This is a genomic window from Pantoea stewartii subsp. stewartii (genome assembly GCF_008801695.1).
In the GTDB taxonomy this organism is placed as follows: domain Bacteria; phylum Pseudomonadota; class Gammaproteobacteria; order Enterobacterales; family Enterobacteriaceae; genus Pantoea; species Pantoea stewartii.
The window spans coordinates 1-16334 of record NZ_VZPF01000008.1 but is presented as its reverse complement, the minus strand read 5'-3'; the positions used below and the strand labels follow the sequence as shown (position 1 = coordinate 16334).

Here is a 16334-nt window from a genome sequence, read left to right as displayed (position 1 = left end):
CTGTTTTGTCTGCACTGTTTTGGTAGAAAACGCTGATGCCAGACAGAACACCGTCATACGCAAGCATGTAATGCATTGATTTTATGTTATCTGAAACAACCGTTTTCATAGTACCACAGCATAAAATCCATTTATTCAACAAAGCCCCTCCGGGTTGTCAGCGTGACGGGCCAAGTCGTTCGGCCCGTTTTCTGCTTACCTCAGTAAAGCAGGGAGTAAAGCTGGCGGCGGTAGCGTGCAGCGAGGGCGTCGCCGGTGCCTAATGCAGCCAGAATCTCCTGCAACATTTTACGCGCCTGGCCATCTGCAGCATTCAGATCGCGTTTGATAAAACTAAATAACAGTTCCAGCGCTTCTTCATTGCGTCCGACCTGATGCAGCTGAAGCGACAGTTTGGTTGCCAGTTCGGCGTTGTCCGGATCGCTTTCCAGCTGCGACTGCAACTGCTGAATTTCTGGCGTGTCAGCGGCCTGTTTCAGCAGGTCGATCTGCGCGACCAGGCTTTGATAACGGGTGTCCTGATCCTGCAGGGGAACAGCCTTTAAGACGGTTTCAGCTTCGTCGCTACGATTTAACGTAATCAGCACTTCTGCCAGCAGAAAGCCGATTTCGCTGTCTTTATTACTGAGCTGCCAGGCGTCTTTCAGCAGCGGCAGCGCATCCAGCGGTTTGCCTTCCTGCATCAGCGCCATCGCCTGTTGGGCTTTTAGCTCTTCTTCGCGCGGCAGCACTTTTTCCAGCAGGGCGCGCACGGCCTCTTCTGGCTGCGGCCCCTGGAAGCCATCGACGGGCTGGCCATTCTGGAACAGGTAAACCGTGGGAATGGAGCGTAACCCAAACTGCGAGGCAACCCGTTGTTCCTTGTCACAATCCAGTCTGGCAAGAATAAACTGGCCTGCATATTCCTGCGCCAGGCGTTCCAGCAGTGGCGTCAGTTCCTGACAGTGTTGGCTGCGATCCGACCAAAAGTAGAACAGCACCGGAATCTGCATTGACTGCTCAAGGGTCTGATGCAGGTTGGATTCGTTAATGTCGATAATCGAAGCGTGTGGTGACATGACTAAGTCTCTTTGCAGAAAATGTTTAAAGAATATGGGGCCGACCGACCCGGCTTCAAGTTGTATTCGCGGATTCGCCTCACTGACTGCGAATTATGCGATCCAGTATCCAGCCAGGCAGCAGACGTTTCAACAGGCTCATGATATGCGCGACCAGCGTCACCGGATAACGCAGGCGAGGATGGTTGCTCTCCAGTGCGTGGCGCAGTTTGGGTAAAATGGCCTCAGGTGGTAATGTAAAACGTGCCGCAAGGCCCGGATTTTGCACCGGATTATCCTGCTCGCCCTGAGTAACATTATCCGTGAAGCGGGTATGAATGGGACCCGGTTCGATTAAACTGACACGCACGCCACTGGTATGCAGTTCCATACGTAACGCGTCGCTCCAGGCTTCCAGCGCGTATTTACTGGCCGCATAAGCGCCGCGGCCCGGCGTCGAAATAATGCCCAGCACCGAGCTGGTATTAATGATTCGGGCATTGCCCCAGGCCTTTAAGGCCGGGAGCAGGCGCAGGGTGAGCTGATGAGTGCCGAACACATTGCTGGAAAACTGCTTTTCCAGTTGCTGGCGCGTCAGGGTATTTAAGGGACCATAGGTACCAAATCCCGCATTGTTAAAAAGCGCAAACAGTCGGCCATGCGTCAGCGCCAGTACCCTGTCGGCAGCGCGATCAACGCTGTCAGGATCGTCCAGATCCAGCTGCAGCCCTGTGAATCCCAGGCTGTCCATCCGTGCGACATAGTCGGCTTTACGACAAGCTGCGATGACGTGATAGCCGCGTGCCAGCAGATCTTTGGCGGCGACCAGACCAATCCCGCTGGAGCAGCCCGTTATCAAAATGGTTTTTTGCATGCGTTACCTTTTTTGCACAACTACTGCTTAACTAAGGGAGCCAGCTCTTTTGCCATCAGGTCGGCGATAAACGGTTGGGCATCAGGATTGGGGTGAATCCCATCCTGCTGCATCCATTCCGGTTTCAAATAAACCTGCTCCATAAAAAAGGGCACTAAAGCAATGTCGTACTGTTTTGCCAGTTGCGGATAAATATCGCGGAAGGCATCAGTATAACGGCGGCCATAGTTCGCGGGTAAACGTATCTGCATCAGAATCGGTTTTGCCTTTGCGGCTTTCACCTGATCGATGATGGTGCCCAGCGTTTGCGCCACGTCTTTGGGAGAAAAGCCGCGCAGACCGTCATTACCGCCCAGTTCGATTAACACCCACTGCGGCTGAAGTTGTTTTAATAGGGCAGGTAAGCGTGCCAGCCCTTGTGCGGCGGTATCGCCGCTGATACTGGCATTCACGACACTGGGCTGCTGCTGCCACTGTTTATTCAGCAGGCTGGGCCAGGCCTGACTGGCTGACATTTGATAGCCTGCGCTCAGGCTGTCACCCAGCACCAGCAACGTATCGGCCGCAGCAAGACGGGACACCAACAGACAGCACAATAACAGGAAAGGATAATGCCAGCGGAAAACATTCTTGAAGTTGATCATCTTACTAAGTCCGTGGGTCAGGGAGAGCATCAGTTAACCATCCTTACCGGAGTTGAGTTAGTTGTCAAACCAGCAGAAACGATAGCCCTGATTGGCGAGTCAGGATCCGGTAAATCTACCTTGCTGGGCATTCTGGCCGGGCTGGATGACGGCAGCGAAGGTGAAGTGCATTTGTTGGGGCAGCCGTTACATCACGGCTTTGTTGAATAAATGGATTTTATGCTGTGGTACTATGAAAACGGTTGTTTCAGATAACATAAAATCAATGCATTACATGCTTGCGTATGACGGTGTTCTGTCTGGCATCAGCGTTTTCTACCAAAACAGTGCAGACAAAACAGAATGATTACCTATTATTCAACAAAGCCTTACATCACATGAACGAAGAACAGCGTGCCGCGTTGCGCGCGAAGCAGGTCGGGTTCGTGTTCCAGTCATTTATGCTGGTGCCCACGCTCAACGCGCTGGAAAACGTCCAGTTACCTGCACTGCTGCGCGGTGAGAGCGATCGGCAGAGCCGCGACCAGGCGCGCGATCTCCTGACGCAGTTAGGCCTGGCCGGGCGTTTACAGCATCTGCCTGCGCAGTTATCCGGCGGCGAACAACAACGCGTTGCGCTGGCGCGGGCGTTCAGCGGCCGTCCGGGGCTGCTGTTTGCCGATGAACCCACAGGCAATCTGGATCGCCACACCGGCGATCGTATTGCCGACCTGTTATTTTCCCTCAATCGCGATTTTGCCACGACGTTAATTCTGGTTACCCACGATGCGCAGCTGGCGGCGCGTTGTGACCGCCGTTTGCGTCTGCGCGAGGGAAAATTATGGGAGGAACAATGATCTGGCGGTGGTTCTGGCGTGAGTGGCGCTCGCCCTCATTATTGATCGTCTGGCTGGCGTTAACGCTGGCTGTCGCCTGTGTGCTGGCGCTGGGATCGATTAGCGATCGCATGGAAAAGGGGCTGAGCCAGCAGAGCCGGGATTTTATGGCGGGCGATCGCACGTTGCGCAGCAGCACGGCTGCGCCGGCGGCATGGCTGGATAAAGCCCGCGAAACGGGGTTGTCAGTCAGCCGACAGTTAAGCTTCATGACCATGACTTTTGCCGGTCAGACACCGCAGTTGGCTGCGGTGAAAGCCGTAGAAAACACTTATCCGATGTTTGGTGAGCTGAAAACGCAGCCGCCAGGCCTGAAGCCCCAGCCCGGTACCGCACTGGCCGCGCCGCGTTTAATGGCAATGCTTAATCTGCACGTCGGCGATGAACTGGATGTGGGCGATACCACGCTACGTATTACGGGTGAGATTATCCAGGAGCCAGATGGCGGTTTTAATCCGTTTGAGATGGCCCCGCGTTTACTGATTAACCTGGCTGACGCGGATAAAACCGGCGCCATCCAGCCCGGCAGTCGCCTCACCTGGCGCTACAAATTCGCAGGCAAGCCTCAGCAACTGGACACGTATGACCGCTGGATAACGTCACAGATTAAAACCGGGCAGCGCTGGATCAGTATTGAAAATTCGGAAGACGCGCTGGGCCGCTCCATGCAGCGTGCCCAGCAGTTTTTGCTGTTATCTGCTCTGTTAACGCTGATACTCGCCATTGCCGCGGTGGCGGTTGCCATGAGTCACTATTGCCGCAGCCGCTACGATCTGGTGGCCGTGCTGAAAACGCTGGGTGCCACGCGCGGCGCGTTACAACGATTGATCATCGGTCAGTGGCTGGCGGTGTTGCTGCTGGCCGCCCTTGCCGGTGGCGCAGTCGGTCAGGTGGTTGAAGCCATCCTGATGGCAATGTTGAAACCGGTGCTGCCGGCGTCTCTGCCAGCGGCCAGCCTGTGGCCGTGGGTGTGGGCGATCGGTTCGCTGTTTATGATTTCTCTGCTGGTGGGATTACGTCCTTACCGCTTGCTGCTGGCGACGCAGCCGTTACGTGTGTTGCGACGCGATGCCGTTGCCGCCGTCTGGCCGCTGAAAATCTATCTGCCCGCGATGGGCTTACTGGTGGTGGCGCTGCTGGCGGTACTGGTCGGCGGCAGCAAAATGCTCTGGGCACTGCTGGCGGGCGTGATGGTGCTGGCAGGGCTGCTGGCCCTGCTCGGCTGGGGCACATTACTGCTTCTGCGTCGTTTGTCCGTACGTAATCTGGCGCTGCGGCTTGCCATTAATCGTTTACTGCGTCAGCCTGCTATGACGCTGAGTCAGCTTGCCGCCTTTTCCCTGTCGTTTATGTTACTGGCGTTGCTGCTGGTGATGCGGGGTGATCTGCTGGATCGCTGGCAGCAGCAGTTGCCCGCAGACAGCCCGAACTTTTTCCTGCTCAACATCACGGCGGAGCAGATTCCGCAGGTGCGTGAGTTTCTGCAGTCGCATCAGGTTAAACCTGAAACCTTTTACCCGATTGCGCGCATGCGCCTGAGTGAGATTAACGGTCAGCCTGCCGATCCCGCACGGGACAACGCGCTGAACCGCGAACTGAATCTGACTGCGCTGGCAACGCTTCCCGATCATAATCCGCTTGTCGCGGGGAGCTGGCCGCCGAAAGCCGGAGAAGTGTCCATGGAGGTGGCGCTGGCCGATCGCCTGGGGGTAAAACCGGGCGACAGTTTGACCTTTGAGGGCGATACGCAGCGGTTCAGCGCCAAAATCACCAGTCTGCGAAAAGTGGACTGGGAAAGCCTGCGCCCCAATTTCTTCTTTATTTTTCCCCCCGGCGCGCTGGACAGCCAGCCGCTGACCTGGCTGACCAGTTTCCGTCTGGACAACCGTGCCGCATTACTGGCGCAGCTTAACCGCACATTTCCCACGCTGAGTCTGCTGGATATCGGCAGTATCCTGCGTCAGATTGGACAGGTTCTGACCCAGGTCAGCCAGGCACTGGAAATCATGGTAGTGCTGGTCACGGCCTGCGGTGTATTGCTGCTCATGGCGCAGATTCAGGTGGGGATGCGCCAGCGCCGACAGGAGCTGGTCGTCTATCGCACGCTGGGCGCGGGCAAACGTCTGCTGCGCACTACGTTGTGGTGTGAATTTGCGCTGATTGGCGTCGTCTCGGGCATTGCGGCGGCGCTCGGTGCTGAGGCCGCACTCTGGGCATTGCAGCGTAAAATCTTTGATTTTCCGTGGCAACCCGACTGGACATTGTGGCTGGCCTTACCGCTGGGCGGCGCGCTCTTACTGTCGCTCTGTGGTGGCTGGCTGGGCGTGCGTTTGTTGAAAGGCAATGCGTTGTTCAGGACGTTTGACGCGACGTAAAACCGACCGGGCGCGATGATACTGCGCCCGGTCGTGAACAGATTTACAGCTTGGCTGCTGCCCAGCGAATACCGCTGGCATACCCGGCAGGTAACAGCGGCAACAAGGCCTGCAAGGCGGCAGCGAGACGGCTCTGGTCGCTGTCGGTCAGGTTGAGGTGACCGACTTTGCGTCCTTCACGCACCGCTTTGTCGTACCAGTGCAAATGCACCAGCGGCTGCTGGAGCCAGTCAGTATTTAACGCTGTGCCAATCAGGTTAACCATCACTGAGGGCGCAATGACCACGGGCTGTGGCAGAGCCAGACCCAGAATAGCGCGCAGGTGAAGTTCAAACTGACTGATTGAGGCCCCGTTCTGAGTCCAGTGCCCGCTGTTGTGAACGCGAGGCGCCAGTTCGTTAATCAGCAATCCCTGCGGCGTGACAAAGCATTCCATGGCCATGACGCCGACGTAGTTCAGCTCGTGCAGGATAGCGCTTAACATCGCCTCAGCCTGCTGTTGCTGCGCGGCATCTGCCTGCGGGAACGCAACGCTGGTACGCAGAATGCCTTCTTCATGCAGATTATGTGTCAGGGGATAAAATACGGTGCTGCCATCGTGGCCGCGCGCGCCGACCAGCGACACTTCCCCCGAGAAGTTAATGCCTTGTTCGACAATGCATTCACCGTAACAGTCGTCGGGTAACGTATCGGTTTCACCGGCACGTAACCGCCATTGACCACGACCGTCATAACCGCCCGTGCGGCGCTTAACAATAGCCAGTTCGCCCAACGTTTTGAAAACGTGCGGCCATTCACCTTTATCCGCCAGCAGTTGCCAGGGGGCAGTCGCCAGACTGAGCTGATCCAGCAGCTGTTTTTGCGTCAGACGGTCGGCCAGCCGCGGGAAAATATCGCGATTCACAAAGGCCGGGTGGCTCGCGAGTTCGCGCGTCAGTGCCGTCTCGGGCCAGCGTTCGATCTCAGCCGTAATCACGCTCCCGGCGATAGGCAGGGTAGCGGGGTCGGCATCCAGGCCAACCGGATGCACGGCAATGCCCATAGGCTCGCCCGCCTGACGTAACATACGGCCAAGCTGTCCGTTACCCAGTACGCAAACCGGCTTCATGCTTCCTCCCGCGGGTCCGGATTGTCCAGTACCTCATCGGTCTGTGACTGACGCCAGGCGGCCAGACGTGACGCCAGCGCGCTGTCATGAATCGCCAGAATCTGCGCCGCCAGCAGGGCTGCGTTAGCGGCGCCCGCTTTGCCAATGGCCAGCGTGCCGACCGGAATGCCGCGTGGCATTTGCACAATCGAGTAGAGGCTGTCGACGCCGCTCAGCGCGGCGCTCTGTACCGGCACACCGAGTACCGGCAGCAGGGTCTTGGCAGCCAGCATCCCTGGCAAATGCGCCGCGCCACCGGCACCGGCAATAATCACCTGAAAACCGTTGTCCGCTGCGGTTTCCGCAAAGCTAAACAGTTTATCCGGGGTACGGTGCGCTGACACCACTTCCACATGAAAGGGCACGTCCAGGCTGGTAAGGATTTCCGCAGCGAACTGCATGGTGGACCAGTCACTTTTGGAACCCATAACAACTGCGATGCGGGCCGGGGCGGCATTCGACGACATGCGGTCAACTCCTGTGAATAAAAACACACCTGACCAGGCGGACAGGTTTTGAAGGGCACAGAGAATACCATGAGAAAGGCGCAAGGAAAACGGTTGCGTCGGGCGGGTTAGCGTCAGACGATAAGCTGATCGCATCAGGAATGAATACGGCCTGAGTGAGACAACTCAGCTGACTGCAGGGCGGGGAAGGCAGGCGGCAGGGCGTGAACGCGTTTCACTATGCTGGCCTGCCGCCCGTTCGCACAGTACCCGGGTACCTTGCCGCCGCTCGACGGGCCTCAGCGCAGGTGTGCAACGCGATGTCACCGGACGACTAAAAATCGAAGCCGATGAGCTGGATGCCGTTTTCATCCAGTTGGATCATTGATCCCCGGCTGTGCCAGGCACCCAATACCGCGCGCTGTGCGGGGGCTCCGTTCAGCGACACATCATGGATGGCGGGGCGGTGCGTATGACCATGAATCAGTAAAGGCACCTGCTGACGTACCATCGCATCGACCACGGCCTGTTGATTGACATCCATAATCTCCAGCGTCTTATGCTGGTTGGCCTGTTTACTGTTGGCGCGCATCCGTGCCGCAATCCGTTTACGAATAAACAGCGGCAGCGTCAGGAACAGACGTTGAATCCAGGGATTATGCACTTTCGCCCGGAACTGCAGATAACCCGCATCGTCGGTGCACAACGTATCGCCATGCATAATCAGAAGTCGGTGACCATAAAGCGTCAGAACCTGCTCCTCGGGCAATAAGGTCATGCCGCTGGCGCGGGCAAAGCGTTTGCCGATCAGAAAATCGCGGTTGCCGTGAATAAAAAAGACCGGCACGGGCAGGGCATGAAGGGCGCTGGCAACCTGTTGATGCAGCGGATTCGGATCGTCATCACCGATCCAGGCTTCGAACAGATCGCCCAGAATATAAAGCGCGTCGCAGTGAGGCGCTTCGCGCTGCAAAAAATGCAGAAAACCGGCGGTAATCGCCGGTTCTTCCTGACACAGATGGAGATCTGCGATAAACAGCGTGCGCGACATTACTCGCTAACGGTCACTTTCTGAATGATGACGTCATCTTTCGGTACGTCCTGATGCATACCGCTGCGACCAGTTGAAACCGCTTTGATTTTCTCTACCACGTCCATCCCTTCAACCACTTCAGCAAATACACAGTAACCCCAGCCCTGCAGGCTTTCGTCACGGAAGTTCAGGAAGTCGTTGTCCGCCACGTTGATGAAGAACTGTGCGGTCGCAGAGTGCGGCGCAGAGGTACGGGCCATGGCCAGCGTGCCTTTGGTGTTTTTCAGACCGTTGTTGGCTTCGTTACGGATCTCTTCTTTAGTGGCTTTCTGCTTCATGCCAGGCTCAAAACCGCCGCCCTGAATCATAAAGCCGTTAATCACACGGTGGAAAATGGTGTTGTCGTAGAAACCTTCACGGCAGTAATCCAGGAAGTTCTTTACGGTTGCGGGCGCTTTGTCATCGAAGGTCTTGATCACGATATCGCCATGGTTAGTCTGGAAAGTTACCATTTTTTTCGTCCTGTAAAGGTTGTCGTCAGTAGCATAGGGTGTGCTTTTAAGCGCACACGCCTTTTTCTCGAACGTTCTTATATCATTATTTCCGATAATACGTCAGCCAGGCAGCGCAGTTGGCTTGCTTTGCGTCGCGTGACAGATAAAAATACGGCACAATAACAGGATACTCAAAACGGTGCGTTACGCACGCCTCACTACGGAAACCCCCAATGCTGAAGATTTACAACACCCTGAGTCGACAAAAAGAGGAATTCACCCCTATTCATGCTGGCAAAATCGGCATGTATGTCTGCGGCATCACGGTGTATGACCTCTGTCACATTGGGCACGGGCGCACGTTTGTGGCCTTCGACGTGGTCTCGCGCTATCTGCGCTACGTCGGTTATGACGTCAATTATGTGCGCAACATTACCGACATTGATGACAAAATCATCAAACGAGCTAACGAGAACGGCGAGAGCATCGAGACGCTGACCAACCGTATGATCGGCGAAATGCACAGCGACTTCGATGCGCTGGGGATTTTACCGCCGGATGTGGAGCCGCGTGCCACGCGCCATATTCCTGACATCATTGCGCTGGTGGAAACGCTGATTGCCCGCGGTCACGCCTATGTCGCGGATAACGGCGATGTCATGTTTGATGTCCTGAGCGATGTTGATTATGGCGCACTGTCGCGTCAGGATCTGGAGCAGCTACAGGCAGGTGCGCGTGTAGAGGTTGCCGACGTGAAACGTAACCCGATGGATTTCGTGCTGTGGAAAATGTCCAAAGCGGACGAACCTTCATGGCCATCGCCGTGGGGCAACGGTCGTCCGGGCTGGCACATTGAATGTTCGGCGATGAACTGCAAACAGCTGGGTGCGCACTTTGATATTCACGGTGGCGGTTCTGATCTGATGTTTCCCCATCATGAAAACGAAATCGCCCAGTCGACCTGTGCCCACGATGGTCCGTATGTGAATTACTGGATGCATTCCGGCATGGTGATGATTGACCGTGAAAAGATGTCGAAGTCACTGAACAACTTTTTCACCGTGCGTGATGTGCTGCGGCATTATGATGCCGAAACCGTGCGTTACTTTCTGATGTCGGGCCACTATCGCAGCCAGCTAAATTATGGTGAAGATAACCTGAACCAGGCACGCGCTGCGCTGGAACGCCTTTACACCGCGCTGCGTCATACTGACCGCACCGTAGCTGCCAGCGGTGGCGAGGCGTTCGAAGCCCGTTTCCGCGAAGCAATGAACGACGATTTCAACACGCCAGAAGCCTATTCGGTGCTGTTTGATATGGCGCGTGAAGTGAATCGTCTGAAAAGTGAAGACATGACGACCGCCAGTGCGCTGGCAGCAAAACTGCGTGAAATCGCCGATGTATTGGGGATTCTGCAACAGGAGCCGGAAGTGTTTTTGCAAAGCAGTGCCCAAGGCAATGACGATGAAGTGGCTGAAATTGAACACTGGGTCAAAGCCCGCGCCGATGCGCGTGCGGCGAAAGACTGGGCGCAGGCGGATGTGGCACGCGATAAGCTCAATGCGCTTGGCGTGATTGTGGAAGACGGACCGCAGGGTTCCACCTGGCGACGTAAATAACACGCAACACAGGAGAGGGCGAGCAATCGCCCTTTTTTGTCGATGACGATAAAGCAGATTCACATTCGCGGTTTCCGTTCGGTACGCGATCTCACGCTTCCGCTGCACCCGCTCAACGTGGTGAGCGGTCCCAACGGCTGTGGTAAATCCAATCTTTATAAAGCGGTGCGGCTGCTGCACGAGGCGGCTAACGGACGGCTTGCTCTGGCGCTGGCCGAAGAGGGCGGGGTGCAAAAAGTGATGTGGGCGGGCGGATTGCGCCGTGGCGACCGCCGACATGATCCTAAGCGGCTCATCCTGGCCGTGACGATGGATGATATGGATTACCAGCTGGAAACCGGTTTTCCTGAACCGCTATCAACCAGCCTGTTTAACCTGGATCCGCTGGTTAAAGAAGAACGCATCTGGCTGAGTGGCCAGCAGCGCCGACCGTCTTCCTGCATTATGCAGCGCACTAATCAGACCGCCTTTCTGCATAACATCGACGGGGAGCGCGTCAGTTATGCTGGCGTACTGCATCCTGAAGAATCCCTGTTTGGACAACTGGGTGAGCCGCACCGCTATCCCGAACTTTCCCGGATGCGTGAACGCCTGAAAGCATGGCGCTTTTATCATGAGTTTGCCGTCTGGCCAGGTTCACCGATTCGTTCGCCGCAGATTGGCGTGCGCGCACCCGTTCTGGCCCATGATGGCAGTAATCTTGCCGCAGCATGGGCAACGATAGTGGAACGTGGGCATCATGAACTGTTGTATAAAGTGATGAAAACAGCCTTCCCGAACACTGAGTTTCAGGTGGATGTGCAGAACGGACGTTTTCAGATGCTGATGCAGCGCCAGGGCATTTTGCGCCTGCTGGAAAGCGCCGAATTTTCCGATGGTACGCTGCGCTTCCTATGCCTGGTCGTGGCGCTGCTCAGCCCGCGCCCGCCTGCCTTTATGGCGCTGAACGAGCCTGAAAACAGCCTGCATGAGGATTTACTGCCTGCCCTTGCCGCCCTGATTGCCGAGGCCAGTCAGTTCAGTCAGTTATGGATCACCAGCCATTCGCCCCGGCTGGCGACGCTGATTGCACAACATGCAGAGGTCAGTCACATTGCGCTGGAGCAGGTTAACGGTGAGACGCGGATAGTGGGAGAGGCGCGGATTTAAGGTGCCCCGCCTGGGGCACCAGCGGATCAGGCAACAACGGTAACGCGCTGCCCGGCAAACTCGACCGTTTGCCCCTGAAAGATTTTGCAGCGCTTACGGGTTTCGACTTCGCCGTCGACCCGCACCTCGCCGTCACCGATCGCCACTTTAGCCTGTGCACCGCTTTCTACCCAGCCTTCAAGTTTCAGCAGATCGCAGAGATCAACGTGGGGAAATTTGCCCAAAGAAAACGTAGCCATTATGCCTGCTCCCCATCATGAAACGCTTCGCATGCCTGCAAGGTATTTTGAATAAGTGTCGCCACGGTCATTGGCCCTACGCCACCCGGAACCGGGGTGATATAAGAAGCACGTTCAAAGGCAGCCTCATAATCCACATCCCCGACCACTTTGCCGCTTTCAAGACGGTTAATACCGACATCGATGACGATTGCGCCCGGTTTAATCCAGTCGCCCGGAATAAAATGGGGTTTACCGACCGCGACAATCAGCAGATCGGCGTGTTCAACATGGTGGCGCAGATCGCGGGTAAAACGGTGCGTGACGGTGGTTGTGCAGCCGGCTAACAGCAGTTCCATGCTCATGGGACGGCCCACAATGTTTGATGCACCGACAACCACCGCATTGAGCCCGTAAGCATCAATGTTGTAGCGCTCCAGCAGTGTCACAATGCCGCGCGGGGTGCACGGGCGCAGTTTTGGCGCACGCTGGCACAGGCGACCAACGTTATAGGGATGGAAACCATCAACATCTTTATCGGGCGTGATGCGCTCAAGCACTTTGACGTTATCAATGCCGGCTGGCAAAGGCAGCTGCACCAGAATGCCATCGATCGTGTTGTCGCTGTTCAGAGTATCAATCAGCTGCAGCAATTCCGCTTCACTGGTGGTGTCGGGCAGATCGTAAGAGCGGGAGATAAAGCCGACTTCTTCACAGGCGCGGCGTTTGCTGCCGACATAAATCTGTGAGGCAGGGTTCTCACCTACCAAAACTACGGCCAGACCCGGTGCACGTTTACCGGCGGCCAGGCGTTGTTTCACTTTTTCTGCAACCTCAAGCCGTACCTGCTGCGCAATCGTTTTACCGTCAATAATTTTTGCTGCCATCAGAGCGTAAATCCACTGTGTTGAGTTTGAATCGGGAATGGCGCCTATTTTGTCAGAAGCACGTCCGGCTGTCAGGTAGAGATTCTGACCACAGTGTGGTTACCGACATTTCGCCGTGACGAAAGTATGGGTTAACGCTTATGATGCCAGACAGAGAAATGAAGGGAAGACGTAATGATTTGGTTAATAATCGCCACTTTAGTTGTCGTGTTTGTTATAGGCTTCCAGCTGCTGACCGCCGGTTCGCGCCATGCCGCGCAGGCGCTCAGTAAGCGTCTACAACTCCCGCCGGTTCATATCGAATCCATGCTTTCCCTGATGGGAAAGGAGGCGGCAAAAGAGTTTACCGACTACATCAGCGATGATAATGAAGCACATCTGAATAATGGTGCGGCAGTGCTGGTAATCTGGCAGGTGATGATTGTCGATGGCAGCGATGAAAATCTCTGGCGCTGGCACGGCGCACTCAGCCGGGCAGGCTTTACCGCGACGATTTCCCGCCAGCAGTTGTTGCTGGCGTTGGGCTTTTTGCGCCAGCTGGAACCGGATAGTCATGAGCTTAATGCGCTACGCGAGCAGTATAATACGCGCGTGACTCAGCAAGGCGTTGAGCTGGAAGGTGAAACCGCCGAGGTGAGTAACCTGGTGTCGCTGAGCGCCTGGCGAGACAAACATTAGCGAAAATTGGTCATTACCTGGGCACTCACCGCGTCGGCGCGGCAAAAACGTTGACGTAACAGCGTTCAACCGTATAATTCGACCCAACCTCTCCGCGCCCTTAGCTCAGCTGGATAGAGCACCGGCCTTCTAAGCCGTAGGTCACAGGTTCGAATCCTGTAGGGCGCGCCAATTAAATCAGAGGCTTACCCGCATTTCTGCGGGTGTTATTGAAAGTCGCAGGTGTTCTAACGGGTGTCTTTAGCGACATTGCTGCTTAACCCAATCCTCGTACACACTTTCCGGCCAACCCAAAAATGCACCACTACGGCTTTTCTGAGGCGCTGGAAACTCTCCCTTCTTCGACCACATGCGCCAAAGCGTTGGATGGCTTTTGCCTGTGAGGCTGCAGATCTCCTTTAGTCCAATATATCGAGTAGCCATTACACTACTCCCTTTATCATTAAATTAATCACTTCAGTATGAATGGCGGCTTGCAGACGCAAGTCAGGCCACAACTCTTTCTCGCATTTTGCTTTCTCAATGATCCCCATAATACGCACGGCTGTTTCCAGTGCCAGATTGTTACAATCAAAGCTGGTGGTCGTGAGCACTATTCCCCGATTGGCTCCCCGCTTTACCTTCAGTCTTCCTTTTTGCTGCAAAGCGTTGACGTGAATCTGCGCTGAGTTAGGCGACCTCCACCCCATACCTTCCGCAATCTCAGCAATGGTTGGCGACAGACCGTTTTCCCGGATATAGCCCCGGATGAAATCCAGCGTGCGCTGCTGCGTGTCAGTCAGTTGTTCCACTGCTCATCTCCTCAGCTTCGCCATGCCGGCTGAACTTGACCTGTTGCAGCTCGGTCACCTGAACCTTAAAAACCACGAAATCCTTGCTGTCTGACAAAAACTTGCAGCGCTTAATGACATTCTCAGCGTCAACAAACAGTCCGACAGGAACGTCAGTTGGCTTATAAATCAATGAGTACATTTCCATTACTGGCTCCTCTGCATTCACAGAACACTTCAAGCATGCGCCTGACTATCTCCCGGCAATAAAACCCATCCTGATCGCGTGTCAGGTCATAGCGCCTTCCGTACCTGCGGCGCATCATCATTTCAAAGGATTTGTTCATCACACCGCCCCTATCGCCTGCTGAATCACGCGATGCCCGCGCTGGCGTGCCTTTTTCTTTGGCTCAACGCGTACCGGTGCCACCTGTGGCCGCGCGGGTTCTGGTTCGCGCATTCCGGTGCTGCGCCGGTAGTTCTTGCGCATATCCCAGACCAGCCAGTTCGTGTAATCGCGCCCGTCATCGATTTTGACGCTGGCTTTCACCAGCTCGTCGTTGAGGTCTGCCATGCTGTGCTCAGTCATTGGCCGACTCCCGCGCTGCAGCTTCGTATGCCCGCAAACTACGATTTACCGGACCGCAGATAACCGTCTTTCGAATAAAAATGCCTGACGTGCTGGCCCGTACATCAGCAGAGAGCAGGGCAGCGTCAACCGCCCGCTGGTGCCTGCGATACTCAAACAGGCTGCTGGTGATAGTCAGCGTGGCCGTGGCTCCGTTGTCTCTGAAATCAAACTTCATCCGATCATCCCCTTGAGCCAATGGCTAAAACCAATGAAGCAGAAGAAACCTGCTGTTAATCCCAGCCCCGCGAGGCTGGAAAAGAACAGGGTGAACATGACCAGCTCAGCAACTTTTTTCATTGGTGGCGGCCTTTTCATTGTCGTGAGCAGTCATTTCTGCACCAATAATTTGGTTGGTTGAGTGCTCCAGCCGCTCGAATGTATCCTCTGTCATCGGCATGATGATGAGTTGCGGATTTCCGTACAGATAGTTAATGGATTTATCAAACAACACCTGTAGCGGCTTGCCTTTACCCCGCGACACAAACTTAACCGGGATAAAATTTGTGTCGCGGCTGAACATCATGTAAGGCAACGCAAGATACTTTGCCTGGAGAATCGGTAGCGTGTCGCAGGACTCTGGTTCACCGGCGATCAGTTTGCTGAGGTCTGGATACTTACTTTCGAGGAATTCAACCTCGTTGTGTCCGACCCAGCTTGAGTCTTCGGCCATATGCGAGGCAATCCACTGCTCATTGACCAACTGGATAAGCGTTCCTTCTGCGTTGCCGGGGATGTCACCGTGAATAATGAACACGCCTTTAACATCTGCCACGCAACCATGCTCCATCGATACAAACGCATGGCCGTTACACGCCTGAATGTGCGTGCCGGTAATGTTGACGCCCTGAAGGTAGCAGCGTTCTTCGCTCTGGTCAGCCACGCAGCACAGCGCGGCTCGAAGGAAGTCGGTATGGATGAACATTAGATACCCTCCCAGTTAAGTACTTGGAAAATATTCAGCTTCGGGTGAAGCCAGCGGGTACCTTTCTTTTCTGCCTCAGACATAACCCGACGAAGAGCTGAAATGAAAGGCTCATACTTCACAATGCCACGGGTACCCAGAACTCCATCGGGAGTGAGGAATTTATGGGTGTCTGTTGGCACCCCGTATGCAGCAGCCAGTGTTTTGCATTTAAGCGGACTCATGCCAAACCGGGCTTTGAGGTCTGAATAGCCAATCCACCCAGGAGGGAGGGAGCCACGCTTAATATTTTCGACAGTCTCAGCAACTTCATCCACCTTGCTTTCCACCGTATTAAGACGGCGCTCCTGCTCGACATTAGCCAGTGCCATAGCAGCAATGATCTCGTTTTGGGTTTTTGGTGCCTGCGTAAGCGTCACATTTAAACCGTCTGTGCAGCGGGCTCCGGTTCCGGGAAAATAGTGTCCATCATTTTTTAATGGACACTATCGCGTGAAACACCGGACATGGCTCCTTGAGGCGCTTCGCCTCCATT

General features: G+C 55.3%; 20 protein-coding genes, 1 tRNA gene and 1 pseudogene. 6 read left to right on the top strand and 16 right to left on the bottom strand.

Annotated features, from left to right (window positions below):
- Nucleotides 1–200: 200 nt before the first annotated feature.
- From F7Q90_RS03460 to tesA, 3 genes are all read right to left on the bottom strand, one after another.
- Entirely contained in the window at nt 201–1058 is an 858-nt protein-coding gene (locus F7Q90_RS03460) for a co-chaperone YbbN (RefSeq protein WP_006117864.1), read from the bottom strand.
- Nucleotides 1059–1137: 79 nt separating this feature from the next.
- A complete protein-coding gene (locus F7Q90_RS03455) occupies nt 1138–1911 on the bottom strand; it encodes an SDR family oxidoreductase (RefSeq protein WP_006117862.1) in 774 nt (257 codons plus the stop codon).
- A 20-nt stretch (nt 1912–1931) separates the two neighbouring features.
- The gene (gene tesA / locus F7Q90_RS03450) at nt 1932–2555 is read right to left on the bottom strand and encodes a multifunctional acyl-CoA thioesterase I/protease I/lysophospholipase L1 (RefSeq protein ID WP_006117861.1); all 624 of its coding nucleotides are present in this window, start codon (nt 2553–2555) and stop codon (nt 1932–1934) included.
- Between tesA and F7Q90_RS27800 the strand changes: the two are divergent.
- Both F7Q90_RS27800 and ybbP read left to right on the top strand, forming a co-directional pair.
- Nucleotides 2523–3391: pseudogene (locus F7Q90_RS27800) on the top strand (ABC transporter ATP-binding protein). The gene tesA and the pseudogene F7Q90_RS27800 overlap by 33 nt on opposite strands.
- Complete coding sequence (ybbP, locus tag F7Q90_RS03430; RefSeq protein ID WP_006117860.1) at nt 3388–5805, top strand: putative ABC transporter permease subunit YbbP; 2418 nt, start codon at nt 3388–3390, stop codon at nt 5803–5805. The pseudogene F7Q90_RS27800 and the gene ybbP overlap by 4 nt, the downstream one beginning before the upstream one ends.
- Before the next feature lie 43 nt (nt 5806–5848).
- Here ybbP and purK read toward each other — a convergent pair whose 3' ends face one another.
- The 4 genes from purK to ppiB all read right to left on the bottom strand — a co-directional run bounded on the left by purK (nt 5849) and on the right by ppiB (nt 8943).
- Entirely contained in the window at nt 5849–6913 is a 1065-nt protein-coding gene (gene purK / locus F7Q90_RS03425) for a 5-(carboxyamino)imidazole ribonucleotide synthase (protein WP_006117859.1), read from the bottom strand.
- Nucleotides 6910–7419, bottom strand: coding sequence for a 5-(carboxyamino)imidazole ribonucleotide mutase (gene purE / locus F7Q90_RS03420; protein WP_006117858.1), 510 nt, complete (start codon nt 7417–7419; stop codon nt 6910–6912). The genes purK and purE overlap by 4 nt, the downstream gene beginning before the upstream one ends.
- Before the next feature lie 313 nt (nt 7420–7732).
- A complete protein-coding gene (lpxH, locus tag F7Q90_RS03415) occupies nt 7733–8449 on the bottom strand; it encodes a UDP-2,3-diacylglucosamine diphosphatase (RefSeq protein ID WP_006117857.1) in 717 nt (238 codons plus the stop codon).
- Nucleotides 8449–8943, bottom strand: coding sequence for a peptidylprolyl isomerase B (gene ppiB / locus F7Q90_RS03410; RefSeq protein WP_006117856.1), 495 nt, complete (start codon nt 8941–8943; stop codon nt 8449–8451). The genes lpxH and ppiB overlap by 1 nt, the downstream gene beginning before the upstream one ends.
- Nucleotides 8944–9158: 215 nt before the next feature.
- Between ppiB and cysS the strand changes: the two genes are divergently transcribed.
- Both cysS and F7Q90_RS03400 read left to right on the top strand, forming a co-directional pair.
- Nucleotides 9159–10544 (top strand): cysteine--tRNA ligase, encoded by a 1386-nt coding sequence (gene cysS / locus F7Q90_RS03405; RefSeq protein ID WP_006117855.1) that lies wholly within the window; start codon nt 9159–9161, stop codon nt 10542–10544.
- Between the two features lie 42 nt (nt 10545–10586).
- Nucleotides 10587–11693 (top strand): AAA family ATPase, encoded by a 1107-nt coding sequence (locus tag F7Q90_RS03400; RefSeq protein WP_006117854.1) that lies wholly within the window; start codon nt 10587–10589, stop codon nt 11691–11693.
- 26 nt (nt 11694–11719) lie between these two features.
- Here the strand turns inward: F7Q90_RS03400 and ybcJ are convergent, their stop codons facing one another.
- Nucleotides 11720–11932: a ribosome-associated protein YbcJ gene (gene ybcJ / locus F7Q90_RS03395; RefSeq protein ID WP_006117853.1), complete on the bottom strand. Its 213-nt coding sequence runs from the start codon at nt 11930–11932 to the stop codon at nt 11720–11722.
- Nucleotides 11932–12798, bottom strand: a complete 867-nt coding sequence (gene folD / locus F7Q90_RS03390; protein WP_006117852.1) for a bifunctional methylenetetrahydrofolate dehydrogenase/methenyltetrahydrofolate cyclohydrolase FolD — start codon at nt 12796–12798, stop codon at nt 11932–11934. Before folD ends, ybcJ begins: the two co-directional genes overlap by 1 nt.
- A 174-nt stretch (nt 12799–12972) precedes the next feature.
- Here folD and F7Q90_RS03385 point away from each other — a divergent pair, with 174 nt between their 5' ends.
- Together F7Q90_RS03385 and F7Q90_RS03380 are read left to right on the top strand one after the other, a co-directional pair.
- Nucleotides 12973–13476, top strand: a complete 504-nt coding sequence (locus tag F7Q90_RS03385) for a DUF1198 family protein (RefSeq protein ID WP_006117851.1) — start codon at nt 12973–12975, stop codon at nt 13474–13476.
- 94 nt (nt 13477–13570) lie between these two features.
- Nucleotides 13571–13647, top strand: a tRNA-Arg gene (locus F7Q90_RS03380).
- 251 nt (nt 13648–13898) lie between these two features.
- Here F7Q90_RS03380 and F7Q90_RS03370 read toward each other — a convergent pair.
- The 7 genes from F7Q90_RS03370 to F7Q90_RS03340 all read right to left on the bottom strand — a co-directional run bounded on the left by F7Q90_RS03370 (nt 13899) and on the right by F7Q90_RS03340 (nt 16218).
- Entirely contained in the window at nt 13899–14267 is a 369-nt protein-coding gene (locus F7Q90_RS03370) for a LexA family protein (RefSeq protein ID WP_006117850.1), read from the bottom strand.
- Nucleotides 14251–14454 carry a hypothetical protein gene (locus F7Q90_RS03365; protein WP_006117849.1) on the bottom strand — a complete coding sequence of 68 codons (204 nt, stop codon included), beginning with the start codon at nt 14452–14454 and terminating at the stop codon, nt 14251–14253. Before F7Q90_RS03365 ends, F7Q90_RS03370 begins: the two co-directional genes overlap by 17 nt.
- Nucleotides 14455–14592: 138 nt before the next feature.
- Nucleotides 14593–14835 (bottom strand): hypothetical protein, encoded by a 243-nt coding sequence (locus F7Q90_RS03360; RefSeq protein ID WP_006117847.1) that lies wholly within the window; start codon nt 14833–14835, stop codon nt 14593–14595.
- A complete protein-coding gene (locus tag F7Q90_RS03355; protein ID WP_006117846.1) occupies nt 14828–15052 on the bottom strand; it encodes a hypothetical protein in 225 nt (74 codons plus the stop codon). Before F7Q90_RS03355 ends, F7Q90_RS03360 begins: the two co-directional genes overlap by 8 nt.
- Nucleotides 15049–15174 (bottom strand): hypothetical protein, encoded by a 126-nt coding sequence (locus F7Q90_RS03350; RefSeq protein WP_006117845.1) that lies wholly within the window; start codon nt 15172–15174, stop codon nt 15049–15051. The genes F7Q90_RS03355 and F7Q90_RS03350 overlap by 4 nt, the downstream gene beginning before the upstream one ends.
- Nucleotides 15158–15799 carry a hypothetical protein gene (locus F7Q90_RS03345; RefSeq protein ID WP_044241371.1) on the bottom strand — a complete coding sequence of 214 codons (642 nt, stop codon included), beginning with the start codon at nt 15797–15799 and terminating at the stop codon, nt 15158–15160. Before F7Q90_RS03345 ends, F7Q90_RS03350 begins: the two co-directional genes overlap by 17 nt.
- Nucleotides 15799–16218, bottom strand: coding sequence for a hypothetical protein (locus F7Q90_RS03340; protein ID WP_006117843.1), 420 nt, complete (start codon nt 16216–16218; stop codon nt 15799–15801). The genes F7Q90_RS03345 and F7Q90_RS03340 overlap by 1 nt, the downstream gene beginning before the upstream one ends.
- Between the last annotated feature and the right edge of the window lie 116 nt (nt 16219–16334).

Coding starts and splice junctions, on each gene's coding strand:
- F7Q90_RS03460 (WP_006117864.1), bottom strand. CDS start 1,058: ATGTCACCACACGCTTCGATTATCGACATTAACGAATCCAACCTGCAT.
- F7Q90_RS03455 (WP_006117862.1), bottom strand. CDS start 1,911: ATGCAAAAAACCATTTTGATAACGGGCTGCTCCAGCGGGATTGGTCTG.
- tesA (WP_006117861.1), bottom strand. CDS start 2,555: ATGATCAACTTCAAGAATGTTTTCCGCTGGCATTATCCTTTCCTGTTA.
- ybbP (WP_006117860.1), top strand. CDS start 3,388: ATGATCTGGCGGTGGTTCTGGCGTGAGTGGCGCTCGCCCTCATTATTG.
- purK (WP_006117859.1), bottom strand. CDS start 6,913: ATGAAGCCGGTTTGCGTACTGGGTAACGGACAGCTTGGCCGTATGTTA.
- purE (WP_006117858.1), bottom strand. CDS start 7,419: ATGTCGTCGAATGCCGCCCCGGCCCGCATCGCAGTTGTTATGGGTTCC.
- lpxH (WP_006117857.1), bottom strand. CDS start 8,449: ATGTCGCGCACGCTGTTTATCGCAGATCTCCATCTGTGTCAGGAAGAA.
- ppiB (WP_006117856.1), bottom strand. CDS start 8,943: ATGGTAACTTTCCAGACTAACCATGGCGATATCGTGATCAAGACCTTC.
- cysS (WP_006117855.1), top strand. CDS start 9,159: ATGCTGAAGATTTACAACACCCTGAGTCGACAAAAAGAGGAATTCACC.
- F7Q90_RS03400 (WP_006117854.1), top strand. CDS start 10,587: ATGACGATAAAGCAGATTCACATTCGCGGTTTCCGTTCGGTACGCGAT.
- ybcJ (WP_006117853.1), bottom strand. CDS start 11,932: ATGGCTACGTTTTCTTTGGGCAAATTTCCCCACGTTGATCTCTGCGAT.
- folD (WP_006117852.1), bottom strand. CDS start 12,798: ATGGCAGCAAAAATTATTGACGGTAAAACGATTGCGCAGCAGGTACGG.
- F7Q90_RS03385 (WP_006117851.1), top strand. CDS start 12,973: ATGATTTGGTTAATAATCGCCACTTTAGTTGTCGTGTTTGTTATAGGC.
- F7Q90_RS03365 (WP_006117849.1), bottom strand. CDS start 14,454: ATGGAAATGTACTCATTGATTTATAAGCCAACTGACGTTCCTGTCGGA.
- F7Q90_RS03360 (WP_006117847.1), bottom strand. CDS start 14,835: ATGACTGAGCACAGCATGGCAGACCTCAACGACGAGCTGGTGAAAGCC.
- F7Q90_RS03355 (WP_006117846.1), bottom strand. CDS start 15,052: ATGAAGTTTGATTTCAGAGACAACGGAGCCACGGCCACGCTGACTATC.
- F7Q90_RS03350 (WP_006117845.1), bottom strand. CDS start 15,174: ATGAAAAAAGTTGCTGAGCTGGTCATGTTCACCCTGTTCTTTTCCAGC.
- F7Q90_RS03345 (WP_044241371.1), bottom strand. CDS start 15,799: ATGTTCATCCATACCGACTTCCTTCGAGCCGCGCTGTGCTGCGTGGCT.